The organism is Rickettsia montanensis str. OSU 85-930, assembly GCF_000284175.1.
Taxonomy (GTDB): Bacteria; Pseudomonadota; Alphaproteobacteria; order Rickettsiales; family Rickettsiaceae; genus Rickettsia; species Rickettsia rickettsii.
In genome coordinates this window covers 136454-162089 of the sequence record NC_017043.1, presented here as the reverse complement: position 1 = coordinate 162089, position 25636 = coordinate 136454, and the positions used below count along the sequence as shown (strand labels likewise).

Below are 25636 nucleotides of genomic sequence, written 5' to 3'. Positions count from 1 at the left end.
GACATAGGAAGCCATACAGGCAATGCTAAAAATTTTGGAGAGATGGCCGAGCGGTTTAAGGCGCACGCCTGGAGAGCGTGTTCACGGCAACGTGTCGGGGGTTCGAATCCCCCTCTCTCCGCCAGTTCAGTTTATGGTATACTCAAATGATTTCAAGAATTGAATTTGTTATTAAATGGTGAGTGTGTACAGCTTATACTTAATAAGTGAGTACGTGAATTCATGAAGATAACAAAGAGCAATTCTTAAAAGTAGAAGAGTATGTTATGCTCGTTTATTTTCTTTATAATACTTAGTATATTTATCTAGTAAAATCCTAATCATTTTTTGATAAGGAACATGTGCAGTTGCTGCTTCTGATTTAAAAAATTCTACGCTCTCTTTACTTAAAGAAATGGTTACTTTTACTGAATCATCTTTTAATAACAGTTCTCTAGGATGTGGTAAGCAATCTTTTACTATTTTTACTTCCCCTATTTCCCCATCAGTGTATTTTATTCTCTTGCTCATAAATTCTCTTACCTTTACGCCAGTATCCTGCTCTAAAAATTCTTATATGATTATCTCGGAATGTAAAACGGACTGTTAAAATATTACCATCAACTGTACCTAAACAAAAATATCTTTTTTCTGTAATACTAACGTACCACGCTCTAGTCTGGACAGTTAGCCAATTTTTGTAGTTTATTGAACCGGAAAGCCAAATAGTAATCAAGGTTTCCACTGTCGAGTATTTAAAAGTTTCATATGCATTTGTTATTACATTTATAAAGTCTAAAAGCTTTTTACGAAGCTTATCGTCTACTAATTACCTCATATTGATAGTCTTTTAATTGCTATTTTTACTTTTATAATAAAAATAGTTGTATATTTATATTGTTTTTTCTATTACAGCTATAATTTTATAAGTTACAATTATATACCTAATAATCAATTAATTTATATTAAGTTATGGCTCATAAAGATTTATCACATTTAACAGAAGAACAAATCAAAGATTTAATAAAACGTTATTATAACTATGAGAAAATAGCTAATTTATTAGAAGAATTTAATGTTAACGTATCGCCCAATAGTTTAGTTAGTTTATTTCCGCTTGTTACGCATCATAAATTATTCTGTAAATACTGCCGAGATACAAATTTAGTTATTAAGCTAAAGAGTAGAAATTATTATAGCTATGTTTATGGAGAAACAAGTTTTGCTCTATTGGGCCCTATATGTAATCATAACAATAACTTTAGTTGTTCATGTGATAATTGTAAGAAAGCTATAAAACAGCAAAAACAAACTGAAGAAGAAGCAAAAAGCCGTATTTTAATAGATACATTTTTGTATAAAAATATTAAAGCTCCGCCAATTGAAGAATTGACTCTAAAAGATGCTTTATATTTATTAAGTGTAGTAGAACATTCTGCTTCTGAAGGTCTTGAATTTGTAAAGCCATATTTAAAAGGACATTCTGTACCGAGTTTAGCACCGGACGAAGATTTAAATGATCATATTGTAGGACATCTAGGTCGTAGAGGTTTTGTATTAATTAATCCTTTAACAAGCAGTCTTGATGCCTTAAAATTCAATCAAGAAAAAGCATTAACAGACTATTATCCAAACTTATAAATCGTGAGGGGTATGGTGTTGCTTTAGCTAGTTTAGATAATAAAATAGTTGGATTTATTGCTTGGTCTAAATCGCTGTTTTTCGTCTCAGATAAAACTAGAATTTATATTGAAGCTTTAGTTATTGATGAGAATTATCGGGGAAAGCAAATAGGTAAAAAGCTTATGGAATATTTAGAAGAAATAGCAAAAAAATATAGCCCCGTAATCGTTGATCTTACTTCTGGTTATCGACGTGCTAAAGACAGTACGCATATATTTTATGAAGTGCTAGGTTATCATAATTCCTGAGAAATGGCTAAAGAAAAGAGTTATGAAGAATGAATCTGTAAAGAATATACGTTTAACCACTGCAACCGTTGCTGATTACCCTCTAATCCAAAATATGGCACGGTTTTATATATTTTTATATATATATGGTATATCGCGTTATTGTGGGGGTTTGAATCAGATGAATATGATTGGACATTGCCACGAGATGGTTTATATGAAGCTGATGATTACAAAAAATATTTTATAGAAACGGATAGGAAAGCCTATTGACTTAAAGTAAATGACGAAATAGCAGGTTTTATATTGCTTAATAAGGTTGGAACGCATTATAAAATCGATTGGAATATGGGGGAATTTTTTATTATAGCAAGATTTCAAAATAAAGGAGTTGGTATGCAATTAGCTAAGCAAATTTGGCAAATGCATAAAGGATTATGGGAAGTTGCAGTTATTCCTGAAAATAAACCGGCATTAATATTTTGGCGGAAAGTCATTAACGAATTTACCAAAGGTAATTATCTTGAAGAAGTTAAACTTGTTCAAATGAGTGATTATAAGGCCGAAAGAGTTATTTTTGAATTTGGTGCCAATATATTATGAATATAAATTTTACTACAACCTAATCTCTGCTTTTGCTAAATCTTTTAAAGTGTGTGATCCGGTGCATAGCATGGTAATTTTAAGTTGCTCGATTATCAATTGTATCTCTTCGGAAAGCAAGCTTTCAGAAGTATCTGCTGCTTTTAAAAATTGACCGGCAAGTCCAAAAATATTAGCTCCTATACGAATTGCTTTTGCACCGTCAATGCCGGATTTTAACCCGCCACTGGTAATAATCGTAATATCTTTTGAAACTTCCCGCACCATTTTTAGAGAATCTAAAGTCGGGATTCCCCAGTTAATAAAGCTACTAGCTATACGGTTTTGTAACGAATTTGTAGCACGATAAGCCTCCACTTGACTCCAAGATGTCCCACCGCTCCCTGCAATATCAAGAACCTTAACCCCTGCGTCAATAAGACTCTCAGCAACTTTTTTAGATAAACCGTATCCTACTTCCTTAACAATTACTGGAATAGAAAGGTAATTCACCACTTCTCTTATCTTAGGTAACAGCTTTTCCCAGTTTCTATTACCTTCCGGCTGAGTCAGTTCCTGTAACACGTTTAAGTGTAAAATTAAGGCATCGGCTTTAATAGCATCCACTAAATACTGACATTCTTTAGGTGTCACTCCGTAATTAAGCTGTACTGCACCGATATTGGCTAGTAAAGGGATATCGGGAGCTATATGCCTTACTGCAAATGTCTTGATTGTATCCGGTTCCGTTAACAAAACCCGCATAGAGCCAAGCCCCATAGCAATACCGGCTTTTTGAGCGACCTGTGCAAGTCTATAGTTAATATCTCTAGCTTTAGTCGTGCCTCCGGTCATACTAGAAATTAGGATAGGTGCTTGTAAAGATTTTCCGAGGAAAGTAGTAGTTGTATTTACGCTATCGTAGTTAATTTCCGGTAATGCATTGTGAATAAATTGAATAGATTCAAAACCGCTTTTGAGTGTAGATTCAACGTTTTTTGTAAGATTAATTTCAATATGGTCTTGCTTTCTTGCTATATCTAAATTCTTATCTTTTAGCATTTTCTCACTAATTCTTTTTACACTTAATCTATATTAATATATCTAGGTTCTGTGAAGATTTCTAATTGATTTTTTATTTTGAAGTATTTTTTAGCGAAAATTAATAAGATTTTTGAAGGAATAGTTCTTCATATTTCAAAAAAAATCTTATAATTTGCAGCAAAAAAGAGTCATAATTATGATTATTCTATTAAATGTTCACAGAACCTAAGCATTAAAGAAATAATCAAGTGCTGCAAGTTTTGAAGGTAAGTTTATTAATGGGTCTGAACGCTCAAAATCATAAGCATTGTAAATTTGGATGTATCCTATAGGAGTACGGTCTGCTTCTATAATGTAAGTGTGTATATTTTTAGGCTCATTATTTTCTAGCTTATACCCTCTAACATAGCTTAAGTATTTTTGTTCGATCAATTCTAAACTCCATTCTATATCTTTATCCCACTATAGTTTTATATGTGGCATTTCTAGCCATTTTAAAAAAAGCAAAAAATGAGAAGTAGAAAGTGGGGTAAAGCTTATGTTAATATATTTCTTATCATTAAATAACTTATATTACCTTTAAATGCCCCGCTTTGAGCTTTATATTCTCCGACCTGTTTAAAGCCGGCTTTACTATAAACATGCATAGCTTGTGGATTATTTTCATCAGGATCAATAAAGAAAGTATCGCTTAGTAGATCAATATATTTGTGGTAGAATTTTATAAAAGCTGCTAAAGTAGAGCTAGCAAGCCCTTGGCCTAAGAAGTTTTTATTACCTATACCGAAATCAAGAGTTATCATATGACCTGATTTAGACAAATATTTTCGTTGAATATCAGATAAATTGTGGTCTTTTTCAAGGCTACCCGATAATATAAAACAAAACGGTTCATTATTTATAAAACCAATCCAATAATTAGTTGTCCCGTAAAAATAATGCTGTTTTCTGCCGGTAATAAAATTAAAATGTCATTCTTATGTTCTTGACTATTGTCCCAAAATTCTTTTATATGAGGCTCTTCTAACCAATTAAAAATAATTTCTTTATGAGTTAAATTAGCTTTCTCGAAATGTATATTCATATATAATCTATAATATGGATAGATTTAGAAATAATATAATTAGTATATATAAAGAGCAAGGGGAAATCTGGCTTGAAAAATTACCTGAAATTGTAGCAGAATTAGCTAGAGAATGGAACCTATCTAAGCTTAAACCTATAGATAATTTATCTTTCAATTATGTTCTATCAGGGTATCAAAATAATAAGCCTATTATATTGAAACTAAGCTGTGTTGCTAAAGACCTAACAAACGCAGCGGAAGCTTTAAAAGTTTTTTCAGGGTTTGATGCTGCAACTATTCTAGCCCAAAAAGATAATGCTTTATTACTTGAGAGAGCGGTATCCGGTATTTCCTTAAAAGAATATTCATCAGATAACAAAATTGCTATAGCTTGTTCTGTTATGAGCAAGCTGCACAGAGCATCTATACCAAAAATGCACCAATTCCCTAATATCAAGGATCAGCTGAAAGCTTTGGATAAAGAATGGGATTTGCCTAAAACTTACTTACAAAAGGCAAGAAAATTGAGAGATAAACTTCTTCAAAATCCTGAACCTCAAATTTTACTTCATGGTGATTTACATCATGAGAATATATTACAAAATGATAAGCAATGGGTAGTCATGACCCTAAAGGAGTAATTGGATATCCTATAAATGAAGTATGGATTTTTGCCATGAATACTGAGCAAGACACAGAATTTGCAGCAAATTATTTTGGCTTTAAATTACAAGAGGTTAGAAGTTGGTATTTTGTCCAGCTTATTTTAGCTATCTGTTGGAATCTTGAGGATGGAATAGAAAATGAGTTATTTTTAAAACTTGCCGATAAAGCATATAGCCTAGTTTAATTTAATGTCAATATAAATATCAACTATTGCATTATGTGGATCACTACTTCTTGCATCATATATTTCAAAGTCAGCTATGTAAGCTCTTTCCCCTCCTAACATTGCCGCATCCATATGCCATATTTTTTGCCACATATCAATAACAACTTTAGGCATTTGATCAGGATCGGATGTAAATTTTACATAAATTTGTACTGGAAAAGTAACTTCTTCTCCAAGAAAGTACAGAAAAACTCCGAAAAAACTTTTTTCGGAGTTTTTCTATTTAGGATTTTGTCTTGTAGCTTGTCTGCAAAAAATCGCTGCATTGTTATTCCTATTTTTGCAGTATCAGCGTTCATTTCTGCAGCGTTTGAGGTGCGGGCTGTAATACCAATTAATTTAACTTCTGATAATTGTGTAATTACTTTATGCATTTTATAGCCTCTTATTAATTCACTAAGTAAGTTAAAACTAATCTAAAAAGGAATTATGATAAGATTGAATATTATCTAACTTTTTTTGAAAAGCAAAAAGTCCTTAGTTTATAATATGTTTACTGTGTAAAGTATTTATAAATTGAAATAGCAATAAGACATGGTGGAGCCAGGGGGAGTCGAACCCCCGACCTTTTGAATGCCATTCAAACACTCTACCAACTGAGCTATGACCCCAATATAGTCAATTGATTTGGATGCGCCTGCATCGTCACTCGTCGTTCTCCTATTAGTTAGGCTTAACTCCTCGCTCCTGGTGTGCAAATCCCACTGACTTGACTATAACAAGTTAATTCTCTTATACTATAATAATAAAACTAAATCTATAAGATTTTTTTATAAAATTTAATCTTTATTTTGCTAACAATGCCATAGTATCTCTAGAAGAAATTATATTATCTACTAATCCAAATTTTTTTGCTTCTTCCGGTGACATGAAATTATCACGTTCCATACTTTTTTCGATATGTTTTAACTCTTGTCCCGTATGTTTACTATACAATTCGTTAAGTAACCTTTTGATTTTTAGGGTTTCTTGAGCGTGGATTTCTATATCGGTAGCTTGCCCTTTATAACCTCCTGATGGTTGATGGATCATAATACGACTGTGAGGTAAACTATAACGCATCCCCTTCTCGCCCCCGCACAGTAAAAGTGAACCCATAGAACAAGCTTGACCTATGCATAATGTAGCCACTTTAGGTTTTATATATTGCATTGTGTCATAAATCGCAAGACCTGCGGTTACAACTCCTCCGGGGGAATTGATATACATATATATATCTTTTTTAGGATTTGCTGCCTCAAGAAACAATAATTGTGCAACAATTAAGTTTGCCATATGATCTTCAACAGTACTACATACAAAGATTATACGTTCTTTTAGCAATCTTGAATATATATCATAAGCACGTTCACCGCGTGATGTTGATTCAATTACTATTGGTACATACGACATTAATATTTTCTCCTAAAATTGATGAATTAAATAGTTTTTCGTCATTACGAGGAGGTTGTTTTAATAACCGACGTGGCAATCCCGTGAAGTAGCATAGAACTCCTGAGATTGCTTCATTGAAACTTACAGTTTCTCCTCGCAATGACTTATAATTATTACTTCTTATCTTCTAAAGCATTAGCAAGTATATCTCCCATATTGGTAGTATTATCACTAGAACCATATTCTTTGAGAGCTTTTTGACGTTCTGCTATTTTATGAGCTTTTACCGATAATAAAATTCTACCGGTTGATTTCTCGATAGAAACAACTTTTGCTTCTATTTCTTCGTCTATTTGAAACATTTCAGGCTTCTGCTCGTCTTTTTCATCCGATAGTTCAGTTCTTTTAATAAAACCTGCTACTTTATTGTTTAATAATACTTCGAGTCCCTCATCTTTAACTTCTGTTATAAGGGCTTTAACTATTGTACCTTTTTTATATTCATCACTGATTTCTTGATATGGATTCGGCGACAATTGTTTTATACCTAAACTAACTTGTTCTTTTTCAATATTAATGGCTAGAACTTTGCATTCTATTTCGTCACCTTTTTTGTATGATTTTAATAGATCCGTTCCTTTATCTTCCCAGCTAATATCACCTTCATGAATCATGCCGTCCATATTATTACCGAGTGCAACAAAAATACCGAAATCCGTAATATTTCTAATCGGTGCTTTAATTATAGTACCGACAGGATTATTTTCAGCGAACTTTGTTAAAGGATTTTCTTGGCATTGTTTAATACTTAAAGAAACACGATGCTTTTCAGTATCGACCTCTAAAACTACGAATTCTACTTCTTGCCCTATAGTTAGCGTTTTTCTAGGATTTTGATTAGATTTTAACCAACTAACTTCGCTTGAATGAACAAGTCCCTCAAGCCCATCTTTTAATTCTATAAATACGCCGTAATCAGCAAAATTTGTAACTTTACCGGTCATTTGTTTACCGACGGGGAATTCTTTTTTAATTGCTTCCCATGGGTTAGAATCAAGTTGTTTTATACCGAGTGATATTCTTTTGGTTTTTTCATCAAACTTAATAACCATTACTTTAACCTTTTGGTTAAATTCTAACACTTCTGAAGGATGGTTAACTCTTCCCCAAGAAATATCGGTTAAATGTAATAAACCGTCAACACTTCCAAGATCGATAAACGCACCGTAATCAGTAATATTTTTTACGGTTCCTTCTAATACCATGCCTTCTTTAATTTTAGATAGCATCTCATCTCTAGCTTCGGAACGTGATTCTTCTAAAATAGCTCTTCTTGAAACTACTATATTACCAAGCTTTTTATCCATACTTAAAATTTTAAATGGTTGCTTGATATTCATTATAGAAGTAGGATCTTTAATAGGTCTAACGTCAACTTGGCTTCCCGGTAAGAATGCTACTACACCGGATAAATCCACGGTAAAGCCTCCTTTTACACGACCGAAAATCGTACCGTCGACAAATTCGCCCTTGGAACACATGATTTCTAGTTGCCCCCATAATTCTTCTTTAATTGCTTTTTCACGGCTCAATATCGTTCTGCCGTTACGTCCTTCAATTTTCTCGATGAAAACTTCAACTACGTCCCCAACTTCAGGTAAAGCTAAAAATTCAGACTTAGGTATTCTACCTTCATTTTTTAATCCAACGTCAACAATAATCATATCATTTTTTATTTCGATTACTTGACCTTTAACTACCGTTTTTTCTTTTATATGACTTGTATCAACGGTTTCAAGCATTTTAGAGAAATCTTCTTCAAATTCGTGATTAATTGCTGCAAGTTGTGGAACAAATCGTCGTTTTAGTTTTATTGACATATTCTTCTCGTAATATTAGCTAAAGTGCCTAGGCTAATAAAATTTTTTTGAAAGGTTAATAAAATTGGATGCTCTTGCATGGCTAAAAAAAAAGCGTTCTATGTCATTCCCGCGTAGGCGGGAATCCAGAAAAGCGAAACTATTTGAGCTTTTAATATTAAAAATTCAGTGCGTTTTTACCTTGTAGTTACTGAATTCCCGCCTACGCGGGAATGACATAGAACGCTTTTTTTTAGCCATGCAACAACGCCATAAAATCGAATAAAATAACCTAGCACTTTTTCAAGTTATTTTATTCTTTACATAATTTGTTACTTCTTCTACGACTTCCATAGCCGAAAGCTTTGAAGTATCGATAATTAAAGCATCTGAAGCCGGTAACAACGGTGCAGCTTTTCGCTCTTTATCTCTTTTATCTCGCAAAATTATTTGCCGTAAAATCTCATCGAGTATACATGTTTTTCCTTTTGCTTGCAACTGCTTATATCGTCTTTCAGCCCTAATTTGAGGATTTGCGGTTATAAAAATCTTTAAATCGGCGTCAGGTGCAACAACGGTGCCTATATCCCTACCCTCCATAATCATTCTAGGTGTTGTTTTTATTAGATTAATCAGGTATTTGTTTAGATTATTTCTAATTTCACTTATTACGGCAATTTGCGATGCTATATTTCCTATATTCTCATTCTCTAAGTCAAAATTATTGTCGAGTTTTAATTCTTTAGATAAAGCAATTACCGCATCTATATCAGTGACATCTATTTTTTGACTAATACAGTCAAACGCAAGCTGCCTATAAACAATACTTGACTGAAAATATTTAAGAGAAAATTTCTTGGCCAGTATTAAACCGATAGTCCCTTTACCTGAAGCAGCAGGACCGTCAAGAGAAATAGTGAAATTTTGAGAAATATCAAAGGCTTTAGTTTTTAAATCCACCATAAAATTATAGACTAAATAATAAAATATTATAAATAATGGAAATAAAGCTTGAAATCTAGTACATTAATGAATTTTTTAAAAAAACAAGGGTTAAAAACTACATATAGATTTAGTAGTACACCCCTATGGGGTAATCAACAAATCAATTTTTTGATTTACAGCTTTAGCGTATTTTTGAAGGCTTAAGAAATTAGGAATATGATGTCCGCTTTCCATTCTTGCTATTTGAGCTTGAGAAGTAGACATTTTTTTAGCAACATCCGCCTGAGTCATATTAGATGCAAGATGAGCCTTTATTAAGGTGCTTGCTATCTCGAATTCCATTTTTCGTTCTTCATAAGCTTTTTTTTTACTTCAGGGTTTGATAATAACTCTTTTTTAAATTCATCAAAGTTTTTCATTAAAACCTTCCTTTAATCTTAAGTTTTAGCCATTGAAATAGCTGTTTTAGGAGTTTTTTCTGTTTTTTTAATAAATGTATGTAATATAACTATTTTTTTATCCATAGCTAAATAATAGTTCCCAAAGTTTGCCTTCTATATTTTTTGTGTGGAGCATCCCTACGTTATGTGAACTAAACTCAATAAGCAGTTCACATAGATGTAAAAAATCAGCTTGTAGATCATAAGTAAGCTTCTGTACTTTTTTCTCTGCAGCATTATTGATAAATTTTATAACCCACTTTGTCATATGTATAATATATCAAATTTGATATATTATACAACTATTTTCTATCAATATAATCTTTTTAACATATAACTTGAACTAATCAATTGACACTTATCTTAATTGTAAATATTATAAGGTCCATAATTCGATAAAGCCGAAACTACATAAAGATTAAAAAAATTATAAGGGTGATTAGCTCAGTTGGTTAGAGCATTACGTTGACATCGTAAAGGTCAGAGGTTCAACCCCTCTATCGCCCACCAGCATACAGTCAAGCTTTTTGTAATCTACTAATTTTACCTCCCTACTCCATATGCTCACTATATGCTCATTGCGTTTTTAAAAATGGTACTCTAATTCTCTTACTACCTTGACTAAACCTGATGTTTAAGTTGAGGTCTTATGCACACTATATGCTCATCACATTTTACTAATGATTGTGTAACACATGATCATGGTAATCAAAATTCAATCATTTTCTACAATTTTGTTGGTAATTTTATTCCTCCTGAATGGAGTAACCTATCCTCTAGTAATGGTAAAATTTTAAGTAAAACCTCAAGACAACTCCTATCTCTAATAGTCTTCCGCTTGCAAATCTACTATAACAATAGTATCGACGAACTTCAGGAAACCTATCATTTCTTTGAAGAACACTTAGGAGTTTGTCAAGAACGTGTCAGACAGTGCCTAATTGAATTAGAAAAGAGTGGTTTCATTAAGTTTTATAAAGCAACTATTATTAAATATGGTATTAAATGCCGCAATACTCCTTGTATTAAGCTGGCTAGAAATTTCCAGCCATTTTCTCAAAAAATTCTCAATGAAAATGAAAAAAATTTGGGCTTAACTCAAAATAAATTTGGGGTGAAACCCAAAGAAATTTTGCCTCAACCCCAAAAAAGTTTGGACCAGTACATATATATAGATAATAATAAAAATATATCTAATAAATCTAGATATAGCAAATCTATAATTTTTCAAAATGAACAAAATGAAACTGTTCAAAATCAACAATTACTACAATATTCACAACAACAAAAGCTTGCACAAGAGTTAAAATTCGCAACAACAAGATCGGCTAATAATCAGCAAGAGAGTGAAAATACCAAAACAGCCAAAAGTGATTTTATCGTTGGTCCATTACAGATTAATAAGGCATTGCAAGCAGTGCTTGATAAGGTGGATAAGGCAAGATGTAAGCAAATAGCATCACCAGCTAATAATGATTCAGCAGTAGAATCTGTAAAGAATAAAGGCTGGTTCAAAAGAAAAAAATTAATAGATTTCCATCCCTTAACTCAAGAAGAGGCCGATTTATTACAGGTAAAATCAAATCGAGAATTTAATCTTAATTTCATCAATAAGCTCTTATTGAAGCTAGCAGAACAATATCCAGAATATCATTTTGGTCATAAGAAAGTCCTACTGAACTATATGGCTAAAGCTTTAGCTCATGAGCTCAGAGAAACTACTAAAGCCAACAGCACTACATTTCAGTTTAAATCTAGCGATGTAAACAAAGCCAAAGACCGACATCTAGATAAGATAGAAAGTAGCCTTGATACTAGCAAGCAAGCTCAGCTAAAACGTAAAATTGTTGGTAGTTTTGATCCTGATACAGCTTATGAATTACTAAGTTCTTGCTACTTTATTGGGGTAGTAGGTAATAGCTATCAAATAAAATTGCTTAAAAACATTACGCTTTCAGAACATAGCCAAGATAAAATACTACAGCAAGTACGAATGATCTATGGCAGTAATATTGGGCAATTACAAATCATACCATTTGCTGAGCTTGAAGCTAAGCATAATAATACTGAAGATGAAAAACAAAATTACCTATTGCAGCTTAGCAAGCAATTAAATCCTAATTCAATATGGTACAGGGCACGGAAATTTCTTATTGAACGTTATAACCAATATATTGATTTTGGGGTATTAAGTAAATTAGTAGTGGTAGAGGAAGATATAGTCAACAACAAGGTAATCCTTAAATCAACAACGGCTTTTAATGATTACTATGTTAGAAATCGTCATATGCAAGATCTAGAAGAAGCTTTTAAGACTCAAGATTATTGCTTTGAATTAATCAAGTTTGAATATAACTAAGCTATTGTGGTAATTGATAATTTGTAATAACTACTTCATCAGATATTTTATTGTGCTCAGGCATAGAATATTTAACCTTAATAGTACTAATATTAAAATTTTTGTATAAGTTTCTAATAAAGGGAGTATTACTATTAGAAACCATTATTTTAACATTTTTATCATTGAGTTCTGTAGCAAAATCTTTAAGTCTCGTTTGCTCATTTTCATCAAAGGGTAATCTGGTATAAAACTTCTCACCTGATTTATGATAAGGAGGATCAAAATAAACAAAATCATCTTGTTGTGGTTCAATGAAAGAAAAATCCATAGCACAAATAGATGTGTCAGCTAAAAGCTGACTACACTGTTTTAATCGAGAAGCAATATCAGATTTACTATAGTTTCTACCAGAGAAAGTTTGAGCTGGCTTCCCATCAATATTAATCCGGTAAATGCCTTTAAATGAATATCTATTAAGATAGATAAATCTTGCAGTAATTTTTGCTGGGTCATTACTATCATTATTACTTCTAACTTGGTAATAATGCTCTTTGGAATGTTTTTCTTTATGAGAGTCTAATAGTTTACTGACCTTATCTGGATTCTTCTTTATTGCGTTATAGCTAGTTACTAGCTCTAGATTAATATCAGATAAATAGCATTGTTTAAATTTATCTCTAATTTGAAAAAATAAAGCCCCACCACCAAGGAATGGTTCATAGTAGTTATTCAGTGTTGATGGAAGAAACTTAATTAATTGATCGGCAATTTTTCTTTTACCACCAACCCATTGTAGGAATGGTTGTGATTTATCTGAGTTCTTTACTGACATGAAATTATTATTAAAATATTTATACTAAATTATAGTATAAAATAGGTTTAAATGCCAGCAAAATACTGTATTACAAGGGATTTTCAAGGAATTCTTGATGTTTTCTGTAACATCATTAATACTAGTTTTGATTTGTATGTAATAGACAAAGATCTGAGCTAACAAATAATAGTAATTTAGCTGTGTCTCATTTATGCAGCTCTTTATTAAATTGTGTAGAAATCTGTCAAAAAAGCTCTTAAATCCTCTGTACTTCATGGAATAGTTAGGATATCTGTCCTTGTTAAGAGCAGCCGTGGTGCAGTTCTAGTTCAGAGGTTAAATTAAAAACTACAAAATTTTAGCACTTTAACCTCTGAGCTGTTTTCTGAACTTTAACAGCAAGGAGATGCTATGACAATTAATAATCAAAATCAACCAAAAGATAATCATAATATTACTAAAACAAATTGGAATCTTCAATTATCTCCCATATCTGTCACATTAATACCATATCAGCAAGAAGAGAATATCATTAACTCGACGATCACAAATTATACTGATATAATTAAATATAAATTAGAGTTACAAGAAGCAAATAATAAATTGAAAGAATCTGAGTTATTTAAAAGAGATGTGGTGCAAAATATGGTACATGGATTAAAGATTCCATGTAATGGGATTTTTTCATTAGTAACAGCCCTTTATGAAATAGAGGATCATCCTGAAAAAAAGGATTATTTAGCTAGTGTGGTAAATTGTGCTGAAGAATTACTGGATTATTATAACAATATACTTAGTTATTTACAGAATAATTCAGGATTACCTCCTATAGTTTTTAATAAGTTTGATCCAAAACAGTTGGTAAATAAGATTATTGATAAAGCGATGCCAATAGCTCAACGTAAGGGATTAAATTTATCTTGTAATTTTCAGTATGATTTAACAAATGCTATAATTAGTGATACTTATCGAATAGGGGCAATATTAGAGCAGTTAATAGATAATTCTATTAACTTTACTAAAGAAGGTAAAGTTGTGGTAACAGTGAACATGTTTGCTATTAGTCCAGCCGTTTCAGAATCAGAACAACAAAACAGAGAAATGGTATTCCAATTTATGGTGCATGATAGTGGTGTTGGTTTGTCTAAAGAAATCAGGCAACATCTTCATGAAAAGATTGATAAATTTGATGTTGCTATGCAATATAATGGACTTGGATCAGGATTAAGTTTTGTAAAGCGTCTAATTAGTGAGCTAAATGGAGAGATTGAAGTAACAAGTGAAAAAGGTAAAAGTACTACTATTGTCTGTAATATACCAATTAAGTTACCTCTTCTTGATGATCTGATTTATGATACATAATGTTGATATTGATAAGGTTTTGATGATTATGTATTAACTAATAATGATGATTTTCTTGATTATTGTACTTCACTTGCTACACTTAAGTAAATTATAGTAAGGAAGGATATATGGCAAGAAGTCAAGAAAATCATCAAAAAACTATAGATCCTATTACAGGAAAGTTAAATTTACCTAAAGGTATAGATCTTGAGCTAGACAAAATAAAAATTACAGATCTATCAAATTGCCGATATAGTAAAAGGCTATTAACGAAGATCATGCTTATTAATAAGATGTCTAAGAACATGGTTGATCTTAATAAAATTAAAAAAGCAATTTATTTTGCTAAAAAGTATCATGGCAGGCAAAAGAGAGAAACAGGAGAATTCTATTACTCACATCCTTTAGAAGTAGCATACATGGTTTCTGATTATTTATTTAGAACAGATATCATAGTAACTAGCATATTGCACGATTGTATTGAAGATACATTACTTACTAAAGAAATGATAGTAAAAGAGTTTGGCTATAAAATCGCAGGTCAAGTTGAAGATTTAACACGAGTTAAAAAGGATAAAAAAATTAGTGCAGCAGAAGTGGTTAAAATATTATATCAGCAGAAGAAAAAAGAGTTGCTATTAATTAAGTTATTTGATCGGCTACATAATGTACAAACAATAGGAGCTAAAACCCATAAAAAAGAACAGAAAACAATTTTAGAAACTTTACAGGTCTTCTTAGCTCTTGCTACTTATCTCAAAATACCAAAAGTTGCAAGACAATTACACACACATTGTTTAAATATAACTACAAATTACAAAAAATTAAATTTATATAATAACACAGTCCCATTCTCTCCTCTTACTCCACAATAACGGTAAATTGTTATTATGCAATAAATATCTTTAATAGTCCGTCCGCCAAAACTCTACAAGCCTTGTAGGCAATAGGGTTGTAAGGCAAAAAGTAATAGTAAAATCCATAAAAAAATGAAGGGTTTTATATCAAAAGCTTATGGAAATAAGAAAAAATCGCAATGGGAAAATTGAGTGCGTTTTGGAAAATATGGTGTTTTTTTGATACAAAAATTTGAAATCAGCCATCAAAATCATAGTAATTTGCTCTAAAATCGCACTATTTTTGGGAATTAGTGCCTAAAGCGATATTTTCTTAAGTTTTAGCGGACGGACTTAATACTCTTTATTATACCTAATTGAATTTACTTAACTATAGAATGCTATTCAATTTTATTGCAGTGATGCTTTAATAGTTTTCTCTTGATTGTTAAGATAATTTAATTTATTGTTAAGATGTAATTTCTCTGCTTGTTGTTTAGCTTTACCACAATATTCCAAAGCTTTGTTGAAATCGCCTTTGCTAAAATAAGCATCTGAATAAGTTATATAAAAAAGCATTTTTATCATGTAATCAGATGTTTGCTCAATTAAGTTATTGTATTTATTAAACTCTATTATTACTTTATCCACTTGGTTAGTTAAAATAAGTAGTTGTCCATACAATCTAATTGATAATAAAAAACCTTTAGTTCTATTAGCTGCCTTAAATAAAATCATTGATTCTTGAATTGATTTAATAGCATTCTCTATTTCTAGTGTATTTATATTAGTTTTATCTGTTTTTTTACTTTTCTCTAAGACAAGATTGGCTTTATGATACACTAATCTTGCCTTCAATATTTTCATATCATTGTCTTTTTCTGAATTATTTATTTTTATATTATTGTACTCATCAAATGCTTTATTTAGTTTTTCTTCAGCCTCATGATAATTACCGATTTTATAAAAATATGCTGAATATAAGGCTAGCATTTCACATTTTAACATTTCTAAGCCGTCAATTTTCTGCAAATATGCATTAACCTGATCAAGTATCTTTAGAAAATCTTTATACTTTTCTTGATAATAGTAGATTGTAGCCACCATCAAATCCATTGTCACAAGATTTTCATTATATTTATCCTGAAATTGAGTTTTAAAGTGCTGACTAGTTTCAATAATTTGTTGAAAAGAATTAGTTAGTTTAAATTCTTGCTCATTATCTATAAAAAATTGTAATAGGGATTCAAACCACCTGAAATTTAAGGTAGGATACATATTATTGTTTTGATTTAGTATCTGATTGAACTGATGACGTAAAACTGTTTGTACTAGACGATGGACGGAAATATTATTATCGTCATCATAATTGATCATGGAATATTGCCATAATAGAGCAATATGTTTATTTAATGTTAATTCTGGCGATGATAAATCAGGATGAGCAGTTTGCAGCCATGTAAGCAATAGTTTTCGAGAGATTTTGTCTGGTGCTAAGTAAGCACATACTATTAAAAGTTCAATAGCTATTGGTGGTTCATTGTTAATTCTAGTATCTCTAACAATTTCATCTAAGGTAATGTTCCAGGTTACTGCCACTGGGTAACTATAATTATTTGTCTCTTCTAAAAAAGAATTATCTGATAATAATTCTGATTCATACTTCTTGTAAAGGCCTAAATATTCTGGAATAGTAATATGTTTTTGCTTAATATAAGCACTAGCTTGTACTAGTGCTAAGGGTAAATATCCTAAAATTTCTACTAATTCCCTTATAGCATTTTCTTCTTCTAATGCCACATTTCGCTGTATTAAAGTCTTTATTGTTTTAATAGATTCTTCTTCTGTCATGACGTCAATGGGCAATATTGAAAATTTTGTTGGCCAATGACGTTGACGAGTTGTTAAAATTACATGTCCCCCAGTTTCTGGTAAAAATGGTGCAATTTCACGATAGTTATTTACGTTATCATAAATTAAAAGCCATCCTGGATTATCAACTAGCCATTGTTTAACATAAGCGATAATGTTTTCTTTTGTATAGATGTTTTCTGTATATCCTAATAGCTTAGCGAATTCAATATATTTATTATACAAATCATCAATGTTCTCTGCAGGAAACCAAGCTTTAAATGTATACGGATGTTTTGTGTGCGTGACATATTGCAAAGTTAATTGTGTTTTTCCAATTCCTCCAAGTCCAGCACATGCACTAATTGCCACATTACTTATTCCTTCTGGTGTATGATTCTGACGTAATTTATTGTGTAAATTATTCAATAATTTTTCTCTACCAACAAAAACGTTATCTTGTCTAGGTATATTCCAAGTAGTCACATTCTTAGGAAATATTATTGATTCTTGTGGTTTAAGGTAAGGCATTTCTGCTTTTTGACTTTTAACCGTTGTTCTAACAGCTGGGTCAAATATTAAAAGATAAGTACCACAAATAATCAAAACCAATACACCAACTATTGGTAAATAAATATTCCTAACTTTAGCTTGAATATTTTTGTCTGTCAAATAGGAGTGAGGGGCAACTAAACTAGTCTGATTTGACATAATATTATTATATCTTTCCCTGAACTTAACAATAATATTCTCTACATTTGTATTAGAAAAAACTTTTGTGATAATTTCTAAAAAAATAAAATGATATTGTTTGGATAGAGAAAGATTAATATATTCAAAATTAGTTCGCTTAGGTAAAAATTCTAAACCTTGTTTTTCCTGTGTTGTAAGGAAAAATACTTTAGATATATCCTGATCATTAGACATAACAATAGATTGTCGTTTAGGTATATTAGTTTTATTTACAGATAAAACATAGATAGTACATTGCTTTTTATCTTCGCCATGTGTCCCCTTATGCATGAGAACTATAGGAACATTATCAGAATATTCTCGCAGTTCTATAAAAACTGTTATGCCTACAAGTTGTAAATCCCTACGTATCTTATAAATCATCCAGTTTAAATCATTGTTTCCTAGCATCTGCAAAACAATAAAAAAAGATATATTATAAGGCTTTGTTAATATTAAAATTTCCTTTAAGTTTTTTTTAAATTCTTGTTGAATTAATAAACTTAAATAGTAACTTTGTATTAGTTTATATTTATCGGACTTTTCCATAAAGTTTATAATGCCCTCTCGAACATTTGTTCCTATTTTCCGTTTGATGTTAGAAATATGACTTTCAATAGTTCTTGTCTCAACCTGTTTATCCTCATTTGATAAAAAATTAGCTACTCCTTTTATGTTCTTCCCATGCATAATGCATGCTATTACATCTATTTCTCTTGATGTAAATCTAATATTGTTAATTACACGTAAATGTTTTTCATATATTTCTTGCGGACACATAGTCTTTATCTTCCATAAAATCTAATTTATTTAAACTATTATTATTCTATAAGGTTAAAAGACATCGTCATATATGGATCAGTCAAAAATGCCTTCTCTCACATGATCGCTTCTCTTATCAATTACCAGTTACTACCTAACAAACCGTCTATCGACTCTTTCCTTAATTCTTGACTTATTTTAATTCGCTATTCACGTTAAATTATATAATTGTCCTAATAGGATACATTTAAATAACAATCACTCGCTATAACCAATCCTGCCTAAGAGGCTGTCTTGAAAGTGGATTGATAACAACAATAATACACTAATTCATAACAAACAGTTTAAAATCTATATAAAAAACAGTAATTTTGCTAAAACATGTAAATTTTTTAGACATAAAATAGTACTAAAAAAGTAACATGTTGAAGTACTATGTAATTAGATAATTAGTCTTTCAAGACAGGTTCTAAGTCAGATCTCAGTTTACTGTTCTTTAAATAATTACTTACTTGATTCCAGTTAATTATTTGTTCTAACTTAAGTACATTATCTTTACTTAATCTGTCTCTTCCAACAACTGTAAATATATCCATTCTAATAATTCTTAATGATTATAATCTCTTCATTAATATCTCTTTCTTATTATTGACTACTTAATTCAGTTATTTTCAGAGGTCTTTAATAGATAAATTTTTACATTAATATCTACGTGTTTTTTACTTATGTATAATACTTACTGTTTTTTTAAGAGTTGTAATAATTCTAATTTAAGTTTTAATACATTCTACCAAATTAGTAAGGTCAGGGAGTTAAATATTGTACTTAAGTTACTGTAAAATAATCAGCTTTTTCCCTCCATAAATTTAAAAGTAAAGTTCCAAGAGTTATATCTCTTTATGGAGTTTAGTGTACTAATGTGGAGTTAATAGTTAATTACAGGGATCAAAAGCTGATTATTTTATAACAAACGTATTATAATTTATTATAAATGTTAATTATGCAAGGTATAAATACTAATGATTTACATAATATCATAGCTGCTATTAGCACTAAACTATATAAAGCTAATATAGCTGCTGAAATACATTACAGATTAAAATCTCCTTGTTCTGTTTTAAAGAAGATATTTAAAAAAGCTACCACTGTGAAAGAATTGAAGGACCTAATTGCTTTTAGGATTATAGTTAATAAAAAAGAAGACTGTTATAAAGTATTAGATATTATTTACAATATTTATTCTGTTGATGTAAAGAAGTTTAAAGACTATATTACTAATCCTAAGGATAATGGCTACCGTTCCTTACATGTCATAATTAATATCTATAAACGTAATATAGAAATACAAATACGTAGCAGAGAGATGCATAATATAGCAGAATTTGGTACAGCAAACCACGATGAATATAAAAAGACACAGGAAACAAGATTAAGAAAGTTACTCTCTAATTATAGGTTTAATACAGCTTATATTAATATTAACATCAATAATGCCTATAATATTTTGAGTCGATTTAATTGGACTATGTCACAACTCCTTGCATATGAGCAGATACTTGAGAATCTTTGTCATCATTTGGATTGCCGTAACGGAACATGCGAAAAGCGAAAAGTGGACTATCCATCGGATGGCTTTTAGCTGATACGCAATTTTGCTAAATGCGAAACTCCTGAAAGTGTTATGTGTATTAATATCAGCGAACTGTTGAAAAAGTATTTTTGTAGTCATTTTGTTTGTATAAACCACTGTAGTTTTGATAAATAAGCATATATAGTATAACTTTTAATTTATTTTACTATAATGTATTTAAATTACTTAAAACTTTTTCAACAGTCCCATTAAGATAATGGACGTTAATTATTTAATTTTTGATCAAAAATATTTTTGCCGATTTTAGTCCAGTGATCTTGGATATTAGGATTTTGTATTAATTTTTCTTTTAAAGAAACAAAAGCTCCTAGTAAACTGTTAGTGGGTAAATCATCAAGTTTAGCTTTAACAACTAAGCCGCCGATTTCAATTAAACGACGAGTACGAGCTTTTCTTTCTTGAATTTTAAGTCTTGCTTCTTCAGTAATAATTTGAGTTTTTTTTTGTTCTAATTTCAATCTACGTTTTATGACATTATCCATATAGATAGTTTTCATTTTTTATTGTTATAATCATCATGAATCATCAATAAATTGTGGAAGTCAACTTCATAATTATAAGTGCTACAGAAATTCTACAAATTTTTTTCTAAAACAGACTAATGTTGGATACAACTCTAAGATTGCATAGTCTAAGATTAGTGATGGAATAAAAAAGCCATTCAAGATCAAGATAATCCCCATACCTAACCGAACCAGCAAAACTAAGATCAATAAAGACAAATATTTAGTTAAGGAACGTAAGCAACAAAGGTTTCAAAACTTACGCTATGTTATAGCAAATATGCTAAAAACTCTTATTACACAGCAATGTTTTATAGTGAAGCACTTCATAATATCCCTTAATTCATGGGCATTATATCAAACATAGCGTAAGTTTTGGTTTAACAAAGCTCTTTAGAGCGAGGTTAACGCAATATATAAACCTGAAGGTTTATTATTTGCTTATTTGTGCTGATTCAATGGATGATGAAAAACATTCATGCTAATGTAATGCAGGATTGTAATAATCATAAGAAGAATCATGGCAATACAGTTTGCAAGAATAGAAATAGTGAGTAGGAGTTCAGGAGGAAATGCTTGCCTGAAAGCTGCCTATAATGCCAGGCTGATTATTAAAGATGAGAGAACTAACGTTACTTATAATTTTAGCAAAAAAGGCGATAATGTTTACCATGCAGTATTATTGCCTAATTATGTAGATAAAAGATTTAAAGACCCAAGGGTCTTGATGAATGAAGTAGAACGTCTAGAGACAAGAAAAAATAGTCAATTATTAAAAGATATAGTTATAGCACTGCCTGATGATAAAGAGCTAGATTTAAATGATAGGATAGCCATTACTCATGAAATAATCGAAGAGATGGGGTGGGTAAAGAATGGTCTAGGAGTTCAAATTGATATTCATCAGCCACATGATGGAGATAAGAATTGGCATGCCCATTTGCTTGTTACTACCAGAAGATTCACAGAAGATGGTAAATCTTTAGGAGCTAAGGCAGTAGATTTAAATCCTAAATTTGCCAAAGTTAAGGGCAAAGCATTCATTATCCCAGAGGAGGAAATAATACATAAGAGAGTTAAAGAAGTAATCAATAAATATTTTGCTAAGTTAGGTTTAGAAATCCAAGTAGACCCGATAAGTTTTATGCCTCAGCAGCATGTTGGTCCTACTAGAATGCGAAGTATTATCAATGAAATAGCTGAGCAAAATAAAATATGTAAATTAGCTCATCTGGAAATTATTAAAAATAGTGATGGAGTGTTAAATCGTATTATTCGTCATCAAGCTATTTTTACTAAATTGGATATAGAAAAAGCAATAAAAGAGATTCCAGAAGAAGTAGAAAAGTCAAAACTAATAAGGGAGGTATTAAATTCAGATAGGCTGGTAAAACTATATAATGAAGATGGCACGGATACTAAATACTATACTACTAAAGACATAAGGGATGAAGAATTAAGGTTACTTAGAATAGCATATAAGGTAAATAACCAGATTCATTTTAATAATATTATTAAGCTTAAAAGTGCTATCGATAATCTTGCAAGTGTTAATGAAGCACAAAGAGAAAGTCTACAGCATATTTTAATTAATAATCAAGGGATTAGGATTTTACAAGGTAGAGCCGGTACCGGTAAGTCACAAGTACTTGTGCAGGCTTATAAAATTGCCACTAATCATGGGCAAAATATTATAGGGCTTAGTCCTACTCATAAAGCAGCATCAGAGCTTAAAAGTAAAGGTTACCGGCAATGTTATACAGTAAAAGGATTTTTATTTAAATTATATAATGGCAAAGCTGATCTACCAAGAAATAGCCTGCTAGTAGTAGATGAAGCAGGGATGGTAGGTAATAGTGATTATTTAGAATTACTAAAAGTAGCAAGGAGTAACAATTGTAATCTAATACTGGCTGGAGATGAGAGACAACTCACTTCCGTTGAGCGAGGAGGAATGTTTGCAGTATTGGCTAGTAAATTTGGCTCATATGAGTTAAGTAGAATTAGAAGACAGAGTAAAGCATGGGCAAGAGAAATGGCTTCATGCTTTGCAAGATCAGATATTACTGGTGGCTTGCGTTTACTTGCACAACATGATGGTTTAAAGATTGATCATACGCTAGAAGAATCAATGGCAAGATTAATTAATGATTGGAGCAACAGCAAATTTGCTCTAAATGAGCGTTTAATAATTACCATGCGTAATGCTGAAGTAGATAGTATTAATCAAGGCATCAGGGAGTTACTAAAAGCTAGAGGCTTACTTACCGGTAAAGAATATAGACGTTATCTATCATCTGAAAAGCATGAAGATTATATGGCAGGAGATCGTATTTTGTTTAAAAGTACAAATAAAGATTTACAAATAGAAAATGGTGAATTTGCAACGATAACTTCAGTAAGTAATGATAAATTTATTGCTAAAACAGATAGCGGGAAAGAAATAGAATTTAATCCTCAAGATGTAAGCTTTAAACATGGCTATGCTTCTACAGTGTATAAAGCACAAGGAGCCTCAATTAAAAATGTCTATGTATTACATAATTTAGCAGGAAATAGCAGAAATTCTTATGTAGCCATGACTAGACATATAGAAGAGGTAAAACTTTACTATAATAGGAAGGCTACCAGGAATATGGCCAGTTTAATATCGCAACTTAGCAAAATAGATAATAGGCTATCTAGCATTAATTTTAAAACTTTAGAAGAATTAGTAGCGATTCAAGATCAAGAAAATAAGAGTCCTAATATTATAGATAAAGTAGGTGATTGGTTTAAAGGGGTAGTAGAAGATATTAAGGATAGATTACACAGTAATGATAACTATTACCACTTAAGAGTGAGATCAAGATCATCTGCTAAGGTAGCAGAAATCCTAAGAAGCACTAGCACAAATTTTGCCACAAGCCATAAAGCCCAAGAAGAGCGAAAAAGCTCTTCTTATAACCTTACGAATTGTAATAAACAAGATACAACAATAAGTGTTAAATTACAAGAGGATATTATGGCAAAGAATAAAATAGATTATAATGCTATTAATAAACAAAAAGCAGTAGAATTAAAGCAACGATTATCATTTAAAGCGGAAGAAATAGGTAGAAATTTGCTAGGCAGTCCAAATAACCACTTATCGAGTAGTCACATATTACGCTGGGGAAAAGATGGTAAGATAGCGATGAAGATAAATGGCAGTAAAGCTGGCAGATGGTATGATTTTAGTAAAGGAGAGGGAGGAGATTTATTTACCTTAGTACAAAGAGAAAAAAATTGTGATTTTGTAGAAGCTAAGAAATATTTACAAGATATGGTTGGTATATCAAACAATAGCAAGTTATTAGAAGATAAGATAAAAGAGCAATTTGACCAAAAAGTTAAGAATCAAGATCAACAAGCGAAATATGCTGAAATATCTAAGATAAAGAGAGCTGAAGAATTATATGAAAAATCAGATTCTATAATCTATACGACGCCAAATAATATAGCAAAAAAATATTTATTAGAACATCGTGGAATTAAAAAAATATTAACAGGATATCAACTAAATAATGATCTTAGAACCAATATGATGTGGGACAGTAATAGCAAACAATATTATCCTGCATTAATTGCTTTTGCTAGAAATAAAGATGGTAATATTACCGGTGGACAATCAATTTATTTAAACAAAGAAACAAATAATAAAGCTGATATTGAGGTTAATAAACGTTCATTTGGTAGAATCAGAGGTTCTTTTGTTGAGATTAATAAAACTAACGAACAGCAGAACGTACAAAGCAGGAACGTACAAAGCAGTAAAGATGGCAATAATTCAGTTAGTAATATAACGATTATAGCAGAAGGGGTAGAGACCGCTTTAAGTATTAGGGAAGCTGGTATTAAAGGCAAAATTCTTTGTAGTTTAGGTGTAAGTAACATTAGGAACTATGAGCCTATCAAAGGAGAAAGAATAATAATTGCTGCCGATAATGACGGCAAAGACGCAGTATCAGTTAATACTGTAATTAAAGCACAGGAAGAATTAATTAGGCAAGGAGCGACGGTAGCAATAATACGACCACCAGAAAAAGGCGATTTTAATGATATGTTAAAATCCCAAGGAGCAGAATCTATAAACAAGCTTATAGAAGCTGAAATAGCAAAATTAACAGCAGCTAGCAAAGTAACAGAACTTAAATCATCCTTAAAAGCAAGTGATGATAGAAAATCACAAATTAAATCTATAGAATTATTATTTTCAAAATTTGCAAATAACGATAATAACGGACTAAATAATTTGCAGCAACAGCAAATAAAAGCTCTAGCAAAGTTTGGCACAGCAGAAAATATCGATACTGCTTTACAAATCTACAGAGAAAAAGGTATAGATTCTTGTACTGCTTATAGTAACAAGATTTGCATAGCAGCAATAGAGCAGAAGATACAGAAAGATTTACAAATTATGCAGAATAAATTTGATCCTAATTATAATCTTGGTGATAAAAAATTTTGTGATATAGTAGTACATGATTTTCAAGGCAAAAGCCATCTCGTCCCTGAAGATTACTTAAATGCCATAGGAAGAGATAAACAAGTAATGCAATATATAAGTCCAAGCTCAGAAATAGGTAAAGAAATAAGAAGTGCGGTAAAGCAAGTATCTGAGATCAAGCTAAATCAAGGAATAAGAGTTTAGAGTGTAGTGTAATAATATTTTATCAAGTTAAAAAATATA

26 protein-coding genes, 3 tRNA genes and 2 pseudogenes are annotated in these 25636 nt (G+C 30.9%); 13 read left to right on the top strand and 18 right to left on the bottom strand.

Annotated elements, in window-relative coordinates; translation table 11 throughout:
* The first annotated feature begins 36 nt into the window (after nt 1–36).
* Nucleotides 37–124, top strand: a tRNA-Ser gene (locus MCI_RS00850).
* A gap of 140 nt (nt 125–264) precedes the next feature.
* Here the strand turns inward: MCI_RS00850 and MCI_RS00845 are convergent.
* A complete protein-coding gene (locus MCI_RS00845) occupies nt 265–510 on the bottom strand; it encodes a CopG family transcriptional regulator (protein WP_014409261.1) in 246 nt (81 codons plus the stop codon).
* A 441-nt stretch (nt 511–951) separates the two neighbouring features.
* Between MCI_RS00845 and MCI_RS09310 the strand changes: the two genes are divergently transcribed.
* The 4 genes and pseudogenes from MCI_RS09310 (at nt 952) to MCI_RS00825 (ending at nt 2492) form a co-directional block, all read left to right on the top strand.
* Nucleotides 952–1620, top strand: a complete 669-nt coding sequence (locus tag MCI_RS09310) for a hypothetical protein (RefSeq protein ID WP_014409260.1) — start codon at nt 952–954, stop codon at nt 1618–1620.
* Nucleotides 1614–1910: pseudogene (locus MCI_RS00835) on the top strand (GNAT family N-acetyltransferase); the annotation flags it as partial. The gene MCI_RS09310 and the pseudogene MCI_RS00835, both read left to right, overlap by 7 nt.
* 22 nt (nt 1911–1932) lie before the next feature.
* A pseudogene (locus MCI_RS00830) lies at nt 1933–2162 on the top strand (hypothetical protein).
* A gap of 33 nt (nt 2163–2195) precedes the next feature.
* Nucleotides 2196–2492, top strand: coding sequence for an acetyltransferase (locus MCI_RS00825; protein ID WP_014409257.1), 297 nt, complete (start codon nt 2196–2198; stop codon nt 2490–2492).
* A 12-nt stretch (nt 2493–2504) separates the two neighbouring features.
* Here the strand turns inward: MCI_RS00825 and fni are convergent, their stop codons facing one another.
* From fni to MCI_RS07140, 4 genes are all read right to left on the bottom strand, one after another.
* Nucleotides 2505–3533 carry a type 2 isopentenyl-diphosphate Delta-isomerase gene (gene fni / locus MCI_RS00820; RefSeq protein ID WP_014409256.1) on the bottom strand — a complete coding sequence of 343 codons (1029 nt, stop codon included), beginning with the start codon at nt 3531–3533 and terminating at the stop codon, nt 2505–2507.
* A 207-nt stretch (nt 3534–3740) separates the two neighbouring features.
* A complete protein-coding gene (locus MCI_RS00815) occupies nt 3741–3947 on the bottom strand; it encodes a hypothetical protein (RefSeq protein ID WP_014409255.1) in 207 nt (68 codons plus the stop codon).
* 104 nt (nt 3948–4051) lie between these two features.
* Complete coding sequence (locus MCI_RS00810; protein ID WP_410526312.1) at nt 4052–4318, bottom strand: GNAT family N-acetyltransferase; 267 nt, start codon at nt 4316–4318, stop codon at nt 4052–4054.
* Between the two features lie 95 nt (nt 4319–4413).
* Nucleotides 4414–4599 carry a hypothetical protein gene (locus tag MCI_RS07140; protein ID WP_083837057.1) on the bottom strand — a complete coding sequence of 62 codons (186 nt, stop codon included), beginning with the start codon at nt 4597–4599 and terminating at the stop codon, nt 4414–4416.
* Nucleotides 4600–4613: 14 nt separating this feature from the next.
* Between MCI_RS07140 and MCI_RS00805 the strand changes: the two genes are divergently transcribed.
* Nucleotides 4614–5222 carry an aminoglycoside phosphotransferase family protein gene (locus MCI_RS00805; RefSeq protein ID WP_014409254.1) on the top strand — a complete coding sequence of 203 codons (609 nt, stop codon included), beginning with the start codon at nt 4614–4616 and terminating at the stop codon, nt 5220–5222.
* On the top strand, nt 5195–5431 hold the full coding sequence (locus tag MCI_RS00800; RefSeq protein WP_014409253.1) for a hypothetical protein: 237 nt from the start codon (nt 5195–5197) through the stop codon (nt 5429–5431). The genes MCI_RS00805 and MCI_RS00800 overlap by 28 nt, the downstream gene beginning before the upstream one ends.
* Here the strand turns inward: MCI_RS00800 and MCI_RS09305 are convergent.
* From MCI_RS09305 to MCI_RS00765, 9 genes are all read right to left on the bottom strand, one after another.
* Nucleotides 5423–5587: a hypothetical protein gene (locus MCI_RS09305; RefSeq protein WP_232202676.1), complete on the bottom strand. Its 165-nt coding sequence runs from the start codon at nt 5585–5587 to the stop codon at nt 5423–5425. The two genes, MCI_RS00800 and MCI_RS09305, sit on opposite strands and share 9 nt — an antisense overlap.
* Nucleotides 5588–5610: 23 nt before the next feature.
* Entirely contained in the window at nt 5611–5847 is a 237-nt protein-coding gene (locus MCI_RS09300; RefSeq protein WP_232202675.1) for a hypothetical protein, read from the bottom strand.
* A gap of 161 nt (nt 5848–6008) precedes the next feature.
* Nucleotides 6009–6084 (bottom strand) — tRNA-Ala (locus MCI_RS00790).
* A gap of 175 nt (nt 6085–6259) precedes the next feature.
* Complete coding sequence (gene clpP, locus MCI_RS00785; protein ID WP_014409252.1) at nt 6260–6865, bottom strand: ATP-dependent Clp endopeptidase proteolytic subunit ClpP; 606 nt, start codon at nt 6863–6865, stop codon at nt 6260–6262.
* A gap of 155 nt (nt 6866–7020) precedes the next feature.
* Complete coding sequence (locus MCI_RS00780) at nt 7021–8727, bottom strand: 30S ribosomal protein S1 (protein ID WP_014409251.1); 1707 nt, start codon at nt 8725–8727, stop codon at nt 7021–7023.
* Nucleotides 8728–9009: 282 nt separating this feature from the next.
* The gene (gene cmk / locus MCI_RS00775) at nt 9010–9669 is read right to left on the bottom strand and encodes a (d)CMP kinase (protein WP_014409250.1); all 660 of its coding nucleotides are present in this window, start codon (nt 9667–9669) and stop codon (nt 9010–9012) included.
* A 123-nt stretch (nt 9670–9792) separates the two neighbouring features.
* Nucleotides 9793–9993 carry a helix-turn-helix transcriptional regulator gene (locus MCI_RS00770; protein ID WP_014409249.1) on the bottom strand — a complete coding sequence of 67 codons (201 nt, stop codon included), beginning with the start codon at nt 9991–9993 and terminating at the stop codon, nt 9793–9795.
* A gap of 95 nt (nt 9994–10088) precedes the next feature.
* Nucleotides 10089–10175 (bottom strand): type II toxin-antitoxin system RelE/ParE family toxin, encoded by an 87-nt coding sequence (locus MCI_RS10600; protein WP_014409248.1) that lies wholly within the window; start codon nt 10173–10175, stop codon nt 10089–10091.
* Entirely contained in the window at nt 10168–10359 is a 192-nt protein-coding gene (locus MCI_RS00765) for a hypothetical protein (protein ID WP_014409247.1), read from the bottom strand. The genes MCI_RS10600 and MCI_RS00765 overlap by 8 nt, the downstream gene beginning before the upstream one ends.
* Nucleotides 10360–10524: 165 nt before the next feature.
* Here MCI_RS00765 and MCI_RS00760 point away from each other — a divergent pair.
* Both MCI_RS00760 and MCI_RS00755 read left to right on the top strand, forming a co-directional pair.
* Nucleotides 10525–10601 (top strand) — tRNA-Val (locus MCI_RS00760).
* A 139-nt stretch (nt 10602–10740) separates the two neighbouring features.
* The gene (locus MCI_RS00755) at nt 10741–12450 is read left to right on the top strand and encodes a hypothetical protein (RefSeq protein WP_008579937.1); all 1710 of its coding nucleotides are present in this window, start codon (nt 10741–10743) and stop codon (nt 12448–12450) included.
* 1 nt (nt 12451) lies between these two features.
* Here MCI_RS00755 and MCI_RS00750 read toward each other — a convergent pair whose 3' ends face one another.
* A complete protein-coding gene (locus MCI_RS00750) occupies nt 12452–13264 on the bottom strand; it encodes a DNA adenine methylase (protein ID WP_011477104.1) in 813 nt (270 codons plus the stop codon).
* Nucleotides 13265–13657: 393 nt separating this feature from the next.
* Between MCI_RS00750 and MCI_RS00745 the strand changes: the two genes are divergently transcribed.
* Both MCI_RS00745 and MCI_RS00740 read left to right on the top strand, forming a co-directional pair.
* Nucleotides 13658–14608, top strand: a complete 951-nt coding sequence (locus tag MCI_RS00745) for a sensor histidine kinase (protein ID WP_008579934.1) — start codon at nt 13658–13660, stop codon at nt 14606–14608.
* A gap of 110 nt (nt 14609–14718) precedes the next feature.
* Complete coding sequence (locus MCI_RS00740) at nt 14719–15465, top strand: HD domain-containing protein (protein WP_008579933.1); 747 nt, start codon at nt 14719–14721, stop codon at nt 15463–15465.
* 372 nt (nt 15466–15837) lie between these two features.
* On the opposite strand, the gene MCI_RS00735 is transcribed toward MCI_RS00740, so the two are convergent.
* Together MCI_RS00735 and MCI_RS08765 are read right to left on the bottom strand one after the other, a co-directional pair.
* Nucleotides 15838–18789 (bottom strand): NB-ARC domain-containing protein, encoded by a 2952-nt coding sequence (locus MCI_RS00735; protein ID WP_014409246.1) that lies wholly within the window; start codon nt 18787–18789, stop codon nt 15838–15840.
* A gap of 431 nt (nt 18790–19220) precedes the next feature.
* Nucleotides 19221–19367: a hypothetical protein gene (locus MCI_RS08765; protein ID WP_008579931.1), complete on the bottom strand. Its 147-nt coding sequence runs from the start codon at nt 19365–19367 to the stop codon at nt 19221–19223.
* A gap of 395 nt (nt 19368–19762) precedes the next feature.
* Between MCI_RS08765 and MCI_RS00730 the strand changes: the two genes are divergently transcribed.
* Nucleotides 19763–20410, top strand: a complete 648-nt coding sequence (locus MCI_RS00730; protein ID WP_008579930.1) for a bifunctional (p)ppGpp synthetase/guanosine-3',5'-bis(diphosphate) 3'-pyrophosphohydrolase — start codon at nt 19763–19765, stop codon at nt 20408–20410.
* Nucleotides 20411–20625: 215 nt separating this feature from the next.
* Here MCI_RS00730 and MCI_RS00725 read toward each other — a convergent pair whose 3' ends face one another.
* Complete coding sequence (locus tag MCI_RS00725) at nt 20626–20919, bottom strand: conjugal transfer protein TraD (RefSeq protein ID WP_008579929.1); 294 nt, start codon at nt 20917–20919, stop codon at nt 20626–20628.
* 526 nt (nt 20920–21445) lie between these two features.
* Between MCI_RS00725 and MCI_RS00720 the strand changes: the two genes are divergently transcribed.
* A complete protein-coding gene (locus MCI_RS00720) occupies nt 21446–25597 on the top strand; it encodes an AAA family ATPase (protein ID WP_011477106.1) in 4152 nt (1383 codons plus the stop codon).
* Nucleotides 25598–25636 lie beyond the last annotated feature (39 nt).